Annotated in this window: 15 protein-coding genes; 3 read left to right on the top strand and 12 right to left on the bottom strand. The window is 68.2% G+C overall.

What is annotated here, in order from left to right; genetic code table 11:
• The first annotated feature begins 53 nt into the window (after positions 1-53).
• Complete coding sequence (locus tag KDW96_RS11145) at positions 54-1,460, top strand: aminoacyl-tRNA deacylase and HDOD domain-containing protein (protein WP_255840469.1); 1,407 nt, start codon at positions 54-56, stop codon at positions 1,458-1,460.
• Between the two features lie 60 nt (positions 1,461-1,520).
• On the opposite strand, the gene KDW96_RS11150 is transcribed toward KDW96_RS11145, so the two are convergent.
• From KDW96_RS11150 to glcD, 12 genes are all read right to left on the bottom strand, one after another.
• Positions 1,521-2,252 carry a hypothetical protein gene (locus KDW96_RS11150; protein ID WP_255840470.1) on the bottom strand — a complete coding sequence of 244 codons (732 nt, stop codon included), beginning with the start codon at positions 2,250-2,252 and terminating at the stop codon, positions 1,521-1,523.
• Positions 2,253-2,317: 65 nt separating this feature from the next.
• The gene (locus KDW96_RS11155) at positions 2,318-2,707 is read right to left on the bottom strand and encodes a helicase (RefSeq protein ID WP_255840471.1); all 390 of its coding nucleotides are present in this window, start codon (positions 2,705-2,707) and stop codon (positions 2,318-2,320) included.
• 148 nt (positions 2,708-2,855) lie between these two features.
• A complete protein-coding gene (locus KDW96_RS11160; protein WP_208707821.1) occupies positions 2,856-3,128 on the bottom strand; it encodes an HU family DNA-binding protein in 273 nt (90 codons plus the stop codon).
• A 186-nt stretch (positions 3,129-3,314) separates the two neighbouring features.
• Entirely contained in the window at positions 3,315-4,463 is a 1,149-nt protein-coding gene (locus KDW96_RS11165) for an NAD(P)/FAD-dependent oxidoreductase (protein WP_255836328.1), read from the bottom strand.
• Positions 4,464-4,547: 84 nt separating this feature from the next.
• A complete protein-coding gene (locus KDW96_RS11170) occupies positions 4,548-4,715 on the bottom strand; it encodes a rubredoxin (RefSeq protein ID WP_255836329.1) in 168 nt (55 codons plus the stop codon).
• Between the two features lie 115 nt (positions 4,716-4,830).
• Positions 4,831-4,998: a rubredoxin gene (locus KDW96_RS11175; protein WP_213639853.1), complete on the bottom strand. Its 168-nt coding sequence runs from the start codon at positions 4,996-4,998 to the stop codon at positions 4,831-4,833.
• Between the two features lie 148 nt (positions 4,999-5,146).
• On the bottom strand, positions 5,147-6,847 hold the full coding sequence (locus tag KDW96_RS11180; protein ID WP_255836330.1) for an L-lactate permease: 1,701 nt from the start codon (positions 6,845-6,847) through the stop codon (positions 5,147-5,149).
• Positions 6,848-7,037: 190 nt separating this feature from the next.
• Positions 7,038-9,215: a malate synthase G gene (locus KDW96_RS11185; protein ID WP_255836331.1), complete on the bottom strand. Its 2,178-nt coding sequence runs from the start codon at positions 9,213-9,215 to the stop codon at positions 7,038-7,040.
• Positions 9,216-9,296: 81 nt separating this feature from the next.
• Positions 9,297-9,698: a heme-binding protein gene (locus KDW96_RS11190; RefSeq protein WP_255836332.1), complete on the bottom strand. Its 402-nt coding sequence runs from the start codon at positions 9,696-9,698 to the stop codon at positions 9,297-9,299.
• A gap of 12 nt (positions 9,699-9,710) precedes the next feature.
• Positions 9,711-10,928, bottom strand: coding sequence for a glycolate oxidase subunit GlcF (gene glcF / locus KDW96_RS11195; protein ID WP_255836333.1), 1,218 nt, complete (start codon positions 10,926-10,928; stop codon positions 9,711-9,713).
• A 3-nt stretch (positions 10,929-10,931) separates the two neighbouring features.
• Positions 10,932-11,996 (bottom strand): glycolate oxidase subunit GlcE, encoded by a 1,065-nt coding sequence (gene glcE, locus KDW96_RS11200; RefSeq protein ID WP_255836334.1) that lies wholly within the window; start codon positions 11,994-11,996, stop codon positions 10,932-10,934.
• The gene (gene glcD, locus KDW96_RS11205) at positions 11,996-13,495 is read right to left on the bottom strand and encodes a glycolate oxidase subunit GlcD (RefSeq protein WP_255836335.1); all 1,500 of its coding nucleotides are present in this window, start codon (positions 13,493-13,495) and stop codon (positions 11,996-11,998) included. Before glcD ends, glcE begins: the two co-directional genes overlap by 1 nt.
• Before the next feature lie 257 nt (positions 13,496-13,752).
• Here glcD and glcC point away from each other — a divergent pair, with 257 nt between their 5' ends.
• Together glcC and KDW96_RS11215 are read left to right on the top strand one after the other, a co-directional pair.
• A complete protein-coding gene (gene glcC / locus KDW96_RS11210) occupies positions 13,753-14,526 on the top strand; it encodes a transcriptional regulator GlcC (RefSeq protein WP_255836336.1) in 774 nt (257 codons plus the stop codon).
• Positions 14,527-14,609: 83 nt separating this feature from the next.
• Entirely contained in the window at positions 14,610-15,161 is a 552-nt protein-coding gene (locus KDW96_RS11215) for a chorismate--pyruvate lyase family protein (protein WP_255836337.1), read from the top strand.
• Positions 15,162-15,188 lie beyond the last annotated feature (27 nt).

Here is a 15,188-nt window from a genome sequence, read left to right on the forward strand (position 1 = left end):
CCGCCCGCTGTTTATACTTCGGGGCAATCGCTCCCCCTACGCCGGATTCCCTCATGACTGAAGCCGCCCTCGCCCCCGAGTCCACGCCGCGTCCACCGGCCGTGATCCTGCAGCTGCTCGACAAGCTCGCGCTTGCCTACCGGGTTTGCGGCGACAGCCCGCAGCTGCCTGCGGCGCGGCGCGTGCAGGCGGTACTGCTCGACGATGCGGTCGGCGCCTTGCTGGTGCTCTACCCGCAGAACCAGCTGCTCGACCTCAATCGCCTGGCCGAACTGACCGGGCGCAAGCTGGCCGCGGTCAAACCCGAGCGCCTGGCGCGCATGCTCGACAAGCACGAGCTGGGCGAGCTGCCCGGGCTGCCGCCGCTGACCAGCTCGCCCTGCCTGTATGACGAGCGCCTGCTGCAGGAGCCCAACCTGTACGTCGCCTCGGGCCAGCCCGGGGTGCTGCTGGAAATCGCCAGCGAGGCCTTCAAGGGCCTGCTGAGCAAGGCCAGCGCGGCGCGCTTCGGCGAACCGCTGAGCCATATCCAGCCAAACCTCGACCGCCCGGACGACGACCGCGACGAAATCAGCCAGGCGGTGCAGGCCTTCACCGCCCGGCGCATCCAGCAACGCCTGGAGGAAACCATCGAGATTCCGCCGCTGCCGCAGACGGCGCAGCGGATCATCAAGCTGCGGGTCGATCCGGACGCCACGGTGGACGACATCACCGGCGTGGTCGAAACCGACCCGGCCCTGGCCGCCCAGGTGGTCAGCTGGGCCGCCTCGCCCTACTACGCCGCCCCCGGCAAGATCCGCTCGGTGGAGGACGCCATCGTCCGCGTGCTGGGCTTCGACCTGGTGATCAACCTGGCCCTCGGCCTGGCCCTGGGCAAGACCCTGAGCCTGCCCAAGGACCAGCCGCAGCAGGCCACCCCGTACTGGCAGCAGGCGATCTACAGCGCCGCGGTGATCGAGGGCCTGACCCGCGCCATGCCCCGGGCGCAACGTCCGGAGGCCGGGCTGACCTACCTTGCCGGTTTGCTGCACAACTTCGGTTACCTGGTGCTGGCCCATGTCTTCCCGCCGCACTTTTCGCTGATCTGCCGGCACCTGGAGGTCAACCCGCACCTGTCCCCCGGCTACATCGAGCAGCACCTGCTGGGTATCACCCGCGAACAGATCGGCGCCTGGCTGATGCGCTACTGGGACATGCCCGAAGAGCTGGCCAGCGCCCTGCGCTTCCAGCACGACCCGGAGTACGCCGGCCCCCATGCCGCCTACCCGAACCTGGTGTGCCTGGCGGTCAGCCTGCTGCGCAATCGCGGTATCGGCGCCGGGCCCCAGGGCGAGATCCCGCAGAGCCTGTTCGACGCCCTGGGCCTGAGCCGGGACAAGGCCGAGGAGGCGGTCGACAAGGTGCTGGCCGCCGAGGCGGCCCTGCGCGAACTGGCGGCCCAGTTCCACCCGCTGCACTGAGCGCTCGCCTGAGCATGAAAAAGGGGCCATAGGGCCCCTTTTCTCATGCCAGCGGAATGCCTACCTGAGCGCGTCGCGACGCACGGCGAACAGCTGCGGCATCACCTGCACGCTGCTCTCCAGCAGATGGCTGAGGGCGGGTTGCTCGTAGAGCGCGACGTACTCGGCCAGCTGCTCGCTGGGAATGCGCCGATAGGCGAAGAGCATGAAGGATTCCACCGCCGCTGCACTGGATTTTCGCAGGGCCTCGGCCTGGACCTGGGTCTGGCTGCTCAGGGCCTGCTCGTCGATCGATTCGCCACGTTCCCTGAGCGCCAGCAAGGCCTGGGTCTTGCCCACCTCGTAGCGCAGCAGGGCGGCCAGGGCGGTGGTGCGCGCAGCCGCATCCAGACGCCGCACCAGGGCCAGGCGATCCTGGCGCGGCGGGCGCGCCGCGAGCTGCGCCCGATAACTGGCCAGGGCCGCGCCCCCGTCGTCGCCAACCGCCCGCTCGGCTGCGGTGAACCGCCGGGCCAGCGGGCTGTCGAGCAATTGCTGCGCCTGCTGCAGCTGGCGCCGATCGACCCGGTCTGCCAGGCCCTTGGCCAAGTCGCGGCACACGCCATCGGCGGCGAAGGCCTGGCTCAGTTGCGCCTGCTGCGCCGGACTCATGCCGCGTTGCAGCAGGGGCGCACCCTGCTCACAGAGCAGGCGCAAGCCCGCCATTTCCAGCAGCGGGTCGAAGGCCTCGGCCTTGGGCGGCGCGGCATGCGCCACCCCAATGGCCAGCATGGCCGCAACAATCAAACGCATGGACGCTCTTCCACAATGAGTGCGCCCAGCCTAACCAAAGCACCGAACGCCAGCCAGTGGTGGTTTCAGGCGGCCTTCTGCTCGATGCGCTTCTTCGGCGCCAGGTACTTGGTCAAGCCCTGGAACCACAGCACCAGCGCAGGATTGCCCTGGATCTGGATATCCTTGTTCTGGATGCCCTGCATGAAGGCCAGCTGCTTGTTCTTCGCGTTGAAGGTGGCGAAACCGTAGGCGCCATCGCGAAAGCCCAGGGCAAAGGCCGGCTCCCTGGCCGGACCGCGCTTGCTGCTGATGCGCTGGTCCTTGACGATGAAGTGCCGGGCGACCTTGCCGTCCAGGGTGTGCAGCTGGAACACCATGTCGCGGTCTGCCAGTTGTTGCTGGAAGGCGGGATTTTCGCGGCTGGCCTTGGCCATCAGGCGGCCCAGCATCCACAGGAGAAAACGGAACTTCATGCGCACGGCCTCGGCGGGTGACGTAAATGGCGGCGCATTGTAGCGGGATGGACGGGAGAGCACAGCCAAACCAAAGCATGGTCGTGGCCGGGGAACAGAGAGGGTTGGGGAGATGGCCCGGAGCCGTGCGACTCCGGGCGGGCGTTGCTCAGTTGACTGCGTCTTTCAGGGACTTGCCCGGTTTGAAGGCGACGGTGTTGCTGGCCTTGATAGTGACCGGCTGGCCGGTCTGCGGGTTTTTGCCGGTGCGCGCACCTCGGTGACGCTGGACGAAGGTGCCGAAGCCAACCAGGGTCACACTGTCCTTGCGGTTCAGTGCACCGGTGATTTCTTCGAGTACGGCATTGAGTACGCGGCTGGCCTGATCCTTGGTGAGATCGGCCTTTTCAGCGATGGCGGCGGCGAGTTCCGGTTTACGCATAATTGCCTCTTAGACGGTTATTGTTGTTGTGTCCGAGCTGTTCGACCAGAACAGCGGCCAAGGCGCCGCAACGGCTCTACGCTGCGGCAGACCCAGGGAGGATGGCATGTGATCTGGCCCTGCGCCAGTGTCACTCGACAGTTCGACCGGACGATACCAGGGCATAAACGCCGGATTGAATGGCAATCAGGCCAGCAGCGGCGGCAACAGCTTATTCAGCGCCAGCTTTTCCTGCACGGCCGCGCCGGTCAGGGCATAGCCCAGCAGATTGCCCGCGGCATCCCGGCACAGCGCCTTGATGTCGCTGCCGCTCCCCTCCACCGTCCACTCGCCCGCCAGGCCGCGCGGCGGTGGCGAGACCACCAGCGGGCACACCGGGGTCTTCACCGTGACCGGCATGGGGCCATAGGCAACCCGCGTCGGCTTGCCGGCCAGGGTCTGGGCCAGGGCCCGCGCGCAACTCATCAGCGGCATCACGTAGAGCAGGTTGAGGCCGTCGACCTCGGCGCAGTCGCCCAGGGCGTAGATATTGGCGTGGGAGGTGCGCAGCTGGCGATCGACCATCACCCCGCGATTGACGTCCAGCCCGGCGGCCGCGGCCAGTTCGGTGCGTGGGCGCAGGCCGACGGCGGAGACCACCAGGTCGCAGTCGATCAGGCTGCCGTCGGACAGCTGGGCCACCAGGTCTTCGCCCTGGTGGTTGACGCTGGCCAGCACCGGGCCGAGGTGGAAGCGCGCGCCCAGGCTTTCAAGCCCGGCCTGCACCGCCGCTGCGGCCGCCGGGTGCAGCAGGCCGGGCATCACCTGCTCGCAGGGCGCGACCAGTTCCACCTGGTAGCCGCCGACGCTCAGGTCGTTGGCGAACTCGCAGCCGATCAGCCCGGCGCCCAGCAGCAGCACGCGGCGCTTGCCGGCCACGGCGGCGCGAAAGCGCGCGTAGTCCTCCAGGTCGTTGATCGGGAAGATCGCGTCGTCGGCATCGCCGGCCACCGGCACGCGGATCACCTCGGCGCCCCAGGCGAGCACCAGGTCCCGGTAGGGCACGGCCTCCTCGCCGATCCACAGGCGCCGGTGCCCGGGGTCGATGCCGGTGATGCGGGTGTGGGTGCGAATCTCGGCGTTCAGCTGCTCGGCCATGGCGCCGGCGTCGGCCATGCTCAGGCCGTCGGCATCCTTGTGCTTGCCGAAACCGGTGGAGAGCATCGGCTTGGAGTAGGAGCGGCCATCATCGGCGCTGATCAGCAGCAGCGGCGTGCTGCTGTCGAGCTTGCGGAACTCGCGGGCGAGGTTGTAGCCGGCCAATCCGGTGCCGACGATCACCACGGGTGCACTCATCATCCCTTCCTCATCTGCTGCTGGGGCGCGACGACAGCGGGGTGTCGGCGCGCATTGGGCGACTGGCTTCGCAGACCGGGTCGCTCAGGAAAGCTCGATCATCTCGAAATCGGCCTTGCTCGCGCCGCAATCCGGGCAGAGCCAGTCGGCGGGAACGTCTTCCCATCGGGTGCCGGGCGGGATGTCCTCATCCGGCAGGCCTTCGGCTTCGTCGTAGATGAAGCCGCAAACGATGCATTGCCACTTGCTCATGGGGGCTCCGTGTAGCGGAAACTTCAGCAGACCCTACTGCAATTGCCGCCCCGCGGCCAAGATCGGCTGGCGCATAAAAAACGGCGGCCAGGGCCGCCGTCTGCAATTCTTGGCCTCAGGCGATCTCGATCATCTCGAAATCCATCTTGCCGACGCCGCAGTCCGGGCACAGCCAGTCTTCGGGCACGTCCTGCCACGGCGTTCCGGCGGCGATGCCTTCATCGGGCCAGCCCTGACGCTCGTCGTAGATCAGCCCACAGACCACACATTGCCATTTCTTCATAGCCACCTCTGGCGAGTCTCACGGTTTTGCGCGGGGCACGCTACCGCAATTGTGCAGATGCGCCAAGCCGCCGGGCGACGAATGTCACCCGGCGGCTTGGCCCTGGGTCGGGAACTGCCCGCCAGGCGGCGGGCAGCAGCGCAGGCGCTTAGCGCGCTTGCAGCAGCGGGTCGGTGATGCCCATGCCGTACATGGCGATCATGGTCAGGCTACCGGCAGCCACGAGGTAGTAGAGGGTCGGCAGCATGGTCTTGCGCAGGGTGATGCCTTCGCGACCGAGCAGGCCGACGGTGGCCGACGCCGCCACCACGTTGTGGATGGCGATCATGTTGCCCGCCGCGGCGCCAACCGACTGAGCGGCCACCATCATCGCGCCGGAGACCCCGAGCAGGCCCGCCGCGTTGAACTGGAACTGCGACAGCATCAGGTTGGACACGGTGTTGGAGCCGGCGATGAAGGCACCCAGGGCGCCGACTGCAGGGGCGAAGAACGGGTAGATGCCGCCAACGCTGTCTGCCACCAGTTGCGCCATGGCCACCGGCATCGACATCAGGTCGGAGGCGTTGACCCCCGAGTTGATCAGGATGCGCACCATCGGGATGGTGAAGATCAGCACGAAACCGGCGCCCAGCAGGGTGCGGCTCGACTCGTGAACCGCGGCACCCAGTTCCGAGAGGCGCATGCGGTGCAGCAAGGCGGTGATCAGCACCACGGCGCAGAGGATGCCGCCGGGCAGGTACAGCGGCTCGATCTTGCCGGAGATACCGGTCTCGCCGAGGATATCGATCCAGCCGAAGCTGACGCTCATCAACGCGGCCTTCAGCTCCGGGAACACCCGCGAAGCCACCAGGAAGATCGCCAGCAGGACGTAGGGCGCCCAGGCCATGCGCACGGAGATCGGCGTCTTGCCGACGATATCCTCCAGCTTCATCTCGATCTTGCCCATCCACTCGGCCGGCCACTCTTTGGCGTCGGCGAAGTCCCAGGTGGTCTTGGGCAGCAGGAAACCGGCCTTGGCGGCTGGGATCACGATGGCCAGACCGACCATGGCGCCGATCATCGACGGGAACTCCGGGCCGAGGAACACGCCGGCGGCCATGTAGGGCAGCACGAAACACAGGCCGGTGAAGATGGCAAAGGGTGCCATTTCCAGGCCTTCCTTCCAGGACTGATTCTTGCCGAAGAAGCGGGTCATGATCGACAGCATGATCAGCGGCATGAGGATGCCGATCAGGCCGTGGGTGATGGCCACCCGGGAGAAGATCATGTGGAAGAACACGTCCCAGCTGCTGTTCAGCGCGGCCAGCTGAGTGGTCATGCCGGCCTGATCCAGACCACCGGCGACGCCCACCAGGATCGGCGTACCGACGGCGCCGAAGGATACCGGCGTGGACTGCACCATCATGCCCAGCACCACCGCGGCCAGGGCCGGGAAGCCCAGGGCCACCAGCAGCGGCGCGGCGACTGCGGCCGGCGTGCCGAAACCCGATGCACCCTCGATGAAGCAGCCGAACAGCCAGGCGATGATCAGTGCCTGGACCCGGCGGTCGGGGGTGATGGTGGCGAAGCCGCGGCGGATGGCGGCGATGCCACCGGAGTGCTTCAAGGTGTTGAGCAGCAGGATCGCACCGAAGATGATCCAGAGGATCGCCGCGGTGAGGATCAGGCCTTGCAGACTGGAAGCCAGGACCCGGTTGAAGGACATGTCCCAGGCCGTCAGGCCGATGATCGCAGTGAGCAGGAAGACCACCGGCATGGCGTACTTGGCTGGCCAGCGGAAGCCGATCAGCAGCACACCCGCCAGCACCAGCGGCACGAAGGCCAGGATCGACAGCAGTGTTTGACTCATGGGTTGGTTCCTGATTGTTTTTGTGAACCGTCATATTCCGGGGTGACCCGGCGCCATGCATTTGGCCTGCCCGGGCAATTGACCCGGGCCGACCTGTCGACGCCCGCACCCGGAATGCCCGGGGCGTGCGTCCATGCTCTGCAGCCCCGGCCGCGTGTGGTGGCCGGGGTTCTACCGCTCGCTCCGCGAATCAGGCCTGCTGCTTGAAGCGCAGACGCCAGGCGTGCAGCAGCGGCTCGGTGTAGCCGCTGGGCTGCTCGCGGCCCTTGAACACCAGATCGCTGGCCGCCTGGAACGCCGCCGACTGGGCGAAGTTCGCCGCCATCGGCCGGTAGTGCGCATCACCGGCATTCTGCTGATCGACCACCTTGGCCATGCGCTCCAGGGTCTCGCGCACCTGGCCCTCGCCGACCACGCCGTGGTGCAGCCAGTTGGCGATGTGCTGGCTGGAGATGCGCAGGGTGGCGCGGTCTTCCATCAGGCCGACGTTGTGGATGTCCGGCACCTTGGAGCAACCGACGCCCTGCTCGACCCAGCGCACCACGTAGCCGAGGATGCCCTGGCAGTTGTTGTCCAGTTCTTCCTGGATCTCGCTGGCGCTCCAGTTGCGCTCGGCGGCCACCGGCACACTGAGCAGGCCGTTGAGCAGTTCGTCGCGCTGGCTGTTCAGGTCGATGGCCTCCAGCTCGCGCTGCACCGCCTGCACGTCCACCTGGTGGTAGTGCAGGGCATGCAGGACGGCGGCGGTCGGCGACGGCACCCAGGCGGTGTTGGCGCCGGCCTTGGGGTGGCCGATCTTCTGCTCGAGCATGGCCGCCATCAGGTCAGGCATGGCCCACATGCCCTTGCCGATCTGGGCACGGCCGCGCAGGCCGCAGCTCAGGCCGACCAGCACGTTGTTGCGCTCGTAGGCCTGGATCCAGGCACTGCTTTTCATGTCGCCCTTGCGCAGCATGGCGCCGGCGGCCATGGCGGTGTGCATCTCGTCGCCGGTGCGATCGAGGAAGCCGGTGTTGATGAAGGCCACCCGCGCGCTGGCGGCGGCGATGCAGGCCTTGAGGTTGACGCTGGTGCGCCGCTCCTCGTCCATGATGCCCATCTTCAGGGTGTGGCGCGGCAGCTTGAGCAGGTCCTCGATGCAGCCGAACAACTGGTCGGCGAAGGCCACTTCGGCCGGGCCGTGCATCTTCGGCTTGACGATGTAGACGCTGCCGGTGCGCGAGTTGCCGCGACGCTGCAGGTCGTGCAGGGCGATCAGGCTGGTCATCACGCCATCGAGGATGCCCTCGGGGATCTCGTTGCCTTCGCCGTCGAGGATCGCCGGGTTGCTCATCAGGTGGCCGACGTTACGCACGAACAGCAGCGAGCGGCCGTGCAGCTTCAGCTCGCCACCGGCGGCGGCGGTGTATTCGCGGTCCGGGTTGAGGCGACGGACGATGCGCTTGCCGCCCTTCTCCAGTTCCTCGGTCAGGTCGCCCTTCATCAGGCCGAGCCAGTTGCGGTAGACCACCACCTTGTCGTCGGCATCGACCGCGGCCACCGAGTCCTCGCAGTCGAGGATGGTCGACAGCGCGGCCTCGATCAGCAGGTCCTTGACGCCGGCGGCGTCGGTGGCACCGATCTGGCTGTTCGGGTCGATCTGGATTTCCACGTGCAGGCCGTTGTTCTTCAGCAGCACGGCCTTGGGCGCGCTGGCCTCGCCCTGGTAGCCGATGAACTTGTCGGCCTGGGCCAGGCCGGTCTGGGTGCCGTCCTCCAGGGTCACCTGGAGCTGGCCGTCGACCACCCGGTAGCTGACGGAGTCGGCGTGGGAGCCGGTCGCCAGGGGCGCGGCCTGGTCGAGGAAGGCGCGGGCGAAGGCGATGACCTTGGCGCCGCGGGTCTGGTTGTAGCCCGGGCCCTTCTCCGCGCCGCCTTCTTCGGAAATGGCGTCGGTGCCGTACAGGGCGTCATACAGCGAGCCCCAGCGGGCGTTGGCGGCGTTCAGCGCGTAACGCGCGTTCATCACCGGCACCACCAGCTGCGGGCCGGCCTGGCTGGCGATCTCGCTGTCGACGTTGGCGGTGCTGGCCTGCACGCTGTCCGGCTGGGCCAGCAGATAGCCGATGGACTCGAGGAAGGCGCGGTAGGCCGGCATGTCGCCCACCGGGCCCGGGTTCTCGCGGTGCCAGGTGTCCAGCTTGGCCTGCAGGGCATCGCGCTCGGCCAGCAGCGCGCGGTTGCGCGGCGCCAGGTCGTGCACCAGGGCGTCGAATCCGGCCCAGAACGCCTCGCGCTCGATACCGCTGCCCGGCAGCACTTCCTCGTCGACGAAACGTTGCAGGTTGGCGGCCACTTGCAGGCGCTGGCAGTTCACGCGATCGGTCATTTCTCTACTCTCCATCAAACTTCACTCAGGCGGCGCCGGGCGCCGGCAGCGGCTCCCGAGGGCGCCGCGTCAGTATTCGAATCAGCCCAGGGCGGCGATGCCGGCCTTGGCCACTTGCGCGTCCTGGTCGGCCTTGACCCCGGACACGCCCACCGCGCCGACCACCTGGCCGTCGACGATCACCGGCACGCCGCCTTCCAGCGAGGTCACCAGGGGGGCGGACAGGAAGGCGTTGCGACCGCCGTTGACCATGTCCTCGTAACCCTTGGTCTCGCGACGGCCGATGGCCGCGCTGCGGGCCTTCTCGGTGGCGATGTAGGCGCCGATCGGCGCGCAACCATCGAGGCGCTCCAGGGCCAGCGGGTGGCCACCGTCGTCGACCACGGCAATGGCCACGGCCCACTGGTTCTGCTGGGCTTCGGCGCGGGCGGCGGCGAGGATGCGACTGACTTCGGTCTGGCTCAATACGGCTTTGGTATACATGGTGATCTCCGGTTAATTCAGGGCTTCTTCGACGAGTTCGATCCAGTGCCGCACGGGGGTGCGGCCGGCGCCGTCGAGGTGGGTCTGGCAGCCGATGTTGGCGGTGACTATCACCTCCGGCTGGCCGCTCTCCAGGGCGTCGAGTTTGTTGTCACGCAGCTGCTTGGACAGCTCCGGCTGGGTCAGCGAATAGGTGCCGGCCGAGCCGCAGCACAGGTGGCTGTCCGGCACGGCGGTGAGGCTGAAGCCGAGGCGGCTGAGCACGCCTTCGACCGCGCCGCCGAGCTTCTGCGCGTGTTGCAGGGTGCAGGGGCAATGGAACGCCAGGCGCTTGTCGCCGCGCACCCCGAGCTGCTCCAGGGGCTCGGCGCCGAGCACCTCGACCAGGTCCTTGGCCAGGGCGCTGACGCGCTTGGCCTTCTCGGCGTAGGCCGGGTCCTGGGCCAGCAGGTGGCCGTATTCCTTGACGAAGGCGCCGCAGCCGCTGGCGGTCTGCACGATGGCCTCGGCGCCCTGCTCGATGGCCGGCCACCAGGCGTCGATGTTGCGCCGGGCGCGCTCCAGGCCCTTGTCCTGGGCGTTGAGATGGTAGTCCACGGCGCCGCAGCAGCCGGCCTCGAAGATCGGCGTGACGCTGATGCCGAGGCGATCGAGCACCCGCGCCGTGGCCGCATTGGTGTTGGGCGACAGGCCCGGCTGCACGCAGCCTTCGAGCATCAGCACGCGGCGCCCGTGGCGCGGCTCGGGACGCGGCTTGGCGGCACGGGCGGCGCGCGGCAGCTTGGCCTGGAGGGCCTCCGGCAGCAGCGGGCGGAACACCTGGCCGACCTGGGTCAGGCCCTTGAACAGGCTGGCGTTCGGCACCACGGCGCGCAGGCTCTCGCGCAGCGCACGCTGGGCCAGCGGACGCGGCACGGCCGCATCGACCACGGCACGGCCGATGTCCAGCAGGTTGTGGTACTGCACCCCCGAGGGGCAGGTGGTTTCGCAGTTGCGGCAGGTCAGGCAACGGTCCAGGTGCAACTGGGTCTTGGCGGTGACCTCGTTGCCTTCGAGCACCTGCTTGATCAGGTAGATGCGCCCGCGCGGCCCGTCCAGCTCGTCGCCGAGCAGCTGATAGGTCGGGCAGGTGGCGTTGCAGAAGCCGCAATGCACGCAGGTCCGCAGGATGCGTTCGGCTTCTTCGCCACGCGGCAGACGCTTGGCTTGTTCACTCAGGTTCGTCTGCACGGCTTACACCTCGGAATACATGCGGCCAGGGTTGAAGATGCCCTGGGGGTCGAGCTGGGCTTTCAGCTGGCGGTGGTAGCGCTGCAGGGGCGCCGCCAGCGGCTGGAACGGGGTGTCGCAGTGACCGGCGCTGAAGCAGGTGGCGTGGCCACCGACTTCGCCGACGATCTGCCGGATCGAGGCGGCATCGGCATCGGACTTCAGCCAGCGTTGGGCGCCGCCCCAGTCGATCAGCTGATCGCCGGGCAGTGCCAGCACGCCGGTGTTGGTCGGCACGGCCAGGCGCCACAACGGCCGCGCATCGGCGAAGAAGGCCAGGCGCTGGTCGCGCAGGTCGGTCCAGTAGTCGCCCTCGAGCGCCTCACCGCCGAGGCGCTCGCGGGCCGCGGCCACCGAACCCTCGCCGCCTTCCAGGCGCAGGTGCAGGGCCTGGCCGTCATGGCTGGCGGCGCTCAGCGGGATCGGCTGCTGGCCCCATTCGGCGAGCTTCTGCAGGGCCTGGGCGGCGTCCATCTGCAAACGCAGGCTGAGGGTCTGGCGCGGCTTGGGCAGTACCTTGAGCGACACCTCGGTGATCACCCCCAGGCAGCCGAAGCTGCCGGCCATCAGGCGCGACAGGTCGTAGCCGGCGACGTTTTTCATCACCTCGCCACCGAAGCGCAGGTGCTTGCCCATGCCGGTGATCACCCGGGTACCGAGGACCAGGTCACGAACCGCGCCGGACCAGGGCCGACGCGGGCCGGACAGGCCGGCGGCGATCATGCCGCCGACCGTGGCGTCCTCGGTGAAGTGCGGGGCCTCGCAGGTGAGCATCTGCCCGGCCTCGTCCAGCGCCGCTTCCAGCTCGACCAGCGGCGTGCCGGCGCGGGCGGTGATCACCAGCTCGGTCGGGTCGTAGCTGACGATGCCGCGGTGGGCACGGGTGTCGAGCACCTCGCCGTCGACCCTGCGACCGAGAGAGGCCTTGCTGTTGCCGCCCTGAATGCGCAGCGCAGTCGAGCTGTTAAGGGCGTTATTGACTTGTTCCAGCAGCGCCGCACTGGCGTCTGCGTCGTGACGCGTGACCATTAGAAACGCTCCAGTTCGGGGAAAGGCAGCTGCCCGTGGTGCACATGCATGGAGCCGAACTCGGCGCAGCGGTGCAGGGTCGGGATGTTCTTGCCGGGGTTGAGCAGGCCGCTCGGATCGAAGGCCGCCTTCACCGCGTGGAACAGGGTCAGCTCGTCGCTGTTGAACTGGGCGCACATCTGGTTGATCTTCTCGCGGCCCACGCCGTGTTCGCCGGTGATGCTGCCGCCGACCTTGACGCAGAGCTCGAGGATCTTGCCGCCGAGGGCCTCGGCGCGCTCCAGCTCACCGGGCTGGTTGGCATCGAAGAGGATCAGCGGGTGCATGTTGCCGTCGCCGGCGTGGAACACGTTGGCCACGCGCAGGCCGAACTCCTCGGACAGCTCGGTGATGCCCCTGAGCACGCCGGGCAGCTCGCGGCGCGGGATGGTGCCGTCCATGCAGTAGTAGTCCGGCGAGATGCGCCCGACCGCCGGGAAGGCATTCTTGCGTCCGGCCCAGAACTTGACCCGCTCGGCCTCGTCGCGGGCCAGGCGCACCTCGGTGGCGCCGGCCTGCTTGAGCACCGCCTCGACCCGCGCGCAGTCGTCCTGCACGTCGGCCTCGACGCCGTCCAGCTCGCACAGCAGGATGGCTTCGGCCTCCACCGGGTAGCCGGCGCGGATAAAGTCTTCGGCAGCACGGATCGCCAGGTTGTCCATCATCTCCAGGCCGCCGGGGATGATGCCGGCGGCGATGATGTCGCCCACGGCGCGCCCGGCCTTCTCCACCGAATCGAAGCTGGCCAGCAGCACCCGCGCCACCTGCGGCTTGGGCAGCAGCTTGACCGTGACCTCGGTGACGATGCCGAGCATGCCCTCGGAGCCGGTGAACAGCGCCAGCAGGTCGAAGCCCGGGGCGTCCAGGGCATCGCTGCCCAGGGTCATGCGTTCGCCCTCGACGGTGAGGATCTCCACCTTGAGCAGGTTGTGCACGGTCAGGCCGTACTTCAGGCAGTGCACGCCACCGGCGTTCTCGGCGACGTTGCCGCCGATCGAGCAGGCGATCTGCGAGGACGGGTCCGGTGCGTAGTACAGCTCGTAGGGGGCGGCCGCCTGGGAGATGGCCAGGTTGCGCACGCCGGGCTGGACCCGGGCGAAACGACCCTCGGGGTTGACCTCGAGGATCTGCTTGAAGCGCGCCATCACCAGCAGGATGCCCTGCTCCAGCGGCAGCGCGCCGCCGGACAGACCGGTGCCGGCGCCACGGGCCACCACCGGCACCTGAAGCTGGTGGCAGAGCTTGAGCAGGCTTTCCACCTGCTCGACCCGCTCGGGCAGCACCACCATCAGCGGCGTGGTGCGATAGGCGGACAGACCATCGCACTCGTAGGGCTTGAGGTCTTCCTGGGTGTGCAGGATTTCGAGGTCCGGCAGGCGCGCTTGCAGCTCGCTCAGCAGTGCGGACTTGTCGACCTTGGGCAGCGCGCCGTCGACGCGCTCGTCGTACAGAATATTCATTAGCAGGCTCAATCAGGCAGCGTCATGGTTCTGGTCAACCCGGGAATCGCGTTCCCGGACTGCTGATGTGACGCCAATATGTAGACCGGACGAATCTCCACGTCCATCGCAATTGACACTGGTACGACCAGTTTTTAGCGACGAATAACCTGATATCTCTTGGATTTCTCCTTATGAAATAAGGACTTCAGGTTTATAGTTGCAATCCTGTGGATATCTTTACTGAACTGGTCCTACCAGCTTAGCGAGGCACCGTGATGAGCGAATCAACTGCCGCCCCCCGCCGCCAGGTCAGCGACGTGGTGGCCGAACGCATCGAGCGCCTGATCGTCGACGGCGTGCTCAAGGTCGGCCAGCCGCTGCCGTCGGAGCGGCGCCTGTGCGAAAAGCTGGGCATTTCCCGCTCGGCCCTGCGCGAAGGGCTCAAGGTTCTGCGCGGGCGCGGCATCATCGAGACCGCCCAGGGCCGCGATTCGCGGGTCGCTGCGCTGAGCGGACCGCGCGACGCCAGCCCGTTGATGAGCCTGTTCAGTTCGCAGCCACGCACCCTTTACGACCTGCTGGAAGTGCGCGCGCTGCTGGAAGCCGAGTCGGCGCGCCTGGCGGCCCTGCGCGGCACCGATGCCGACTTCGTCCTGCTGACCCGGCGCTACGAGGAGATGCTCGCCGCCCACGACCGCCCCGAAGGCGTCGAGCCGCGGGAGCACGCACGCCTCGACCACGCCTTCCACCTGGCCATCTGCGAGGCCTCGCACAACCCGGTGCTGCTGCACACCCTGCAGTCGCTGACCGACCTGATGCTCAGCACGGTGTTCGCCTCGGTGAACAACCTCTATCACCGGCCGCTGCAGAAGCGTCAGATCGACCGCCAGCATGCGCGCCTGTACCACGCGGTGATCGAGCGCCTGCCGGAACAGGCGCAGCGCGCGGCCCGCGAGCATATCCACGGCATCCGCGACAACCTGCGCGACATCGAGCAGGAAGAACAGCGCCTGGTGCGCGCCACCATGCGCCTGGAGGGCTGGTCCTAGGCGCCGCCGCGAGTGGCCCCGCGGCAAACGGCGGCGAACGCCGTGGTAGACTCGCGCGCTTCCGATTCGCGGTGAACCTGTCCGTGCCCCACGCCTCCCTAGCCCACCCGCCCCGCTGGCTGAGCGCCAGCCAGTTGCATCCGACGCCCGCCGCCGGGGTGCGCGACTGGCTGTTCAACCAGGACTCACTGACCCGCCGCCTGACTGCCCTGGCCGCCGGCGGCTTCAGCGTTACCCCCTTGGTCGAGGGCTGGCAGCGCCTGCGCAACGACGAGTGCGTCGCCCTCGGCGTGGCCGCCGGCAGCCTCGGCTGGGTGCGCGAGGTCTACCTGCGCGGCCATGGCCAGCCCTGGGTGTTCGCCCGCAGCGTGGCCGCACGCAGCGCCCTGGAGGGCTCGGGCCTGGCCCTCGACCAGCTCGGCAGCCGCTCGCTCGGCGAACTGCTGTTCAGCGACCGCGCCTTCGACCGCGGCGCCTTGCAGGCCTGTCACTACCCCGCCGCCTGGCTGCCCGCCGAGGCGCGCGCCGAGCGCCTGTGGGCGCGGCGCTCGTGCTTCAGCCGTGGCGCCCTCGGCGTGCTGGTGGCCGAGGTGTTCCTGCCGGCGCTGTGGGACGCCGCCGGGATCGACACCTAGGGCGACGCGCGCTCCATCCGGCAAGGC

Source organism: Pseudomonas benzenivorans, from assembly GCF_024397895.1.
Classification (GTDB): domain Bacteria; phylum Pseudomonadota; class Gammaproteobacteria; order Pseudomonadales; family Pseudomonadaceae; genus Aquipseudomonas; species Aquipseudomonas benzenivorans_A.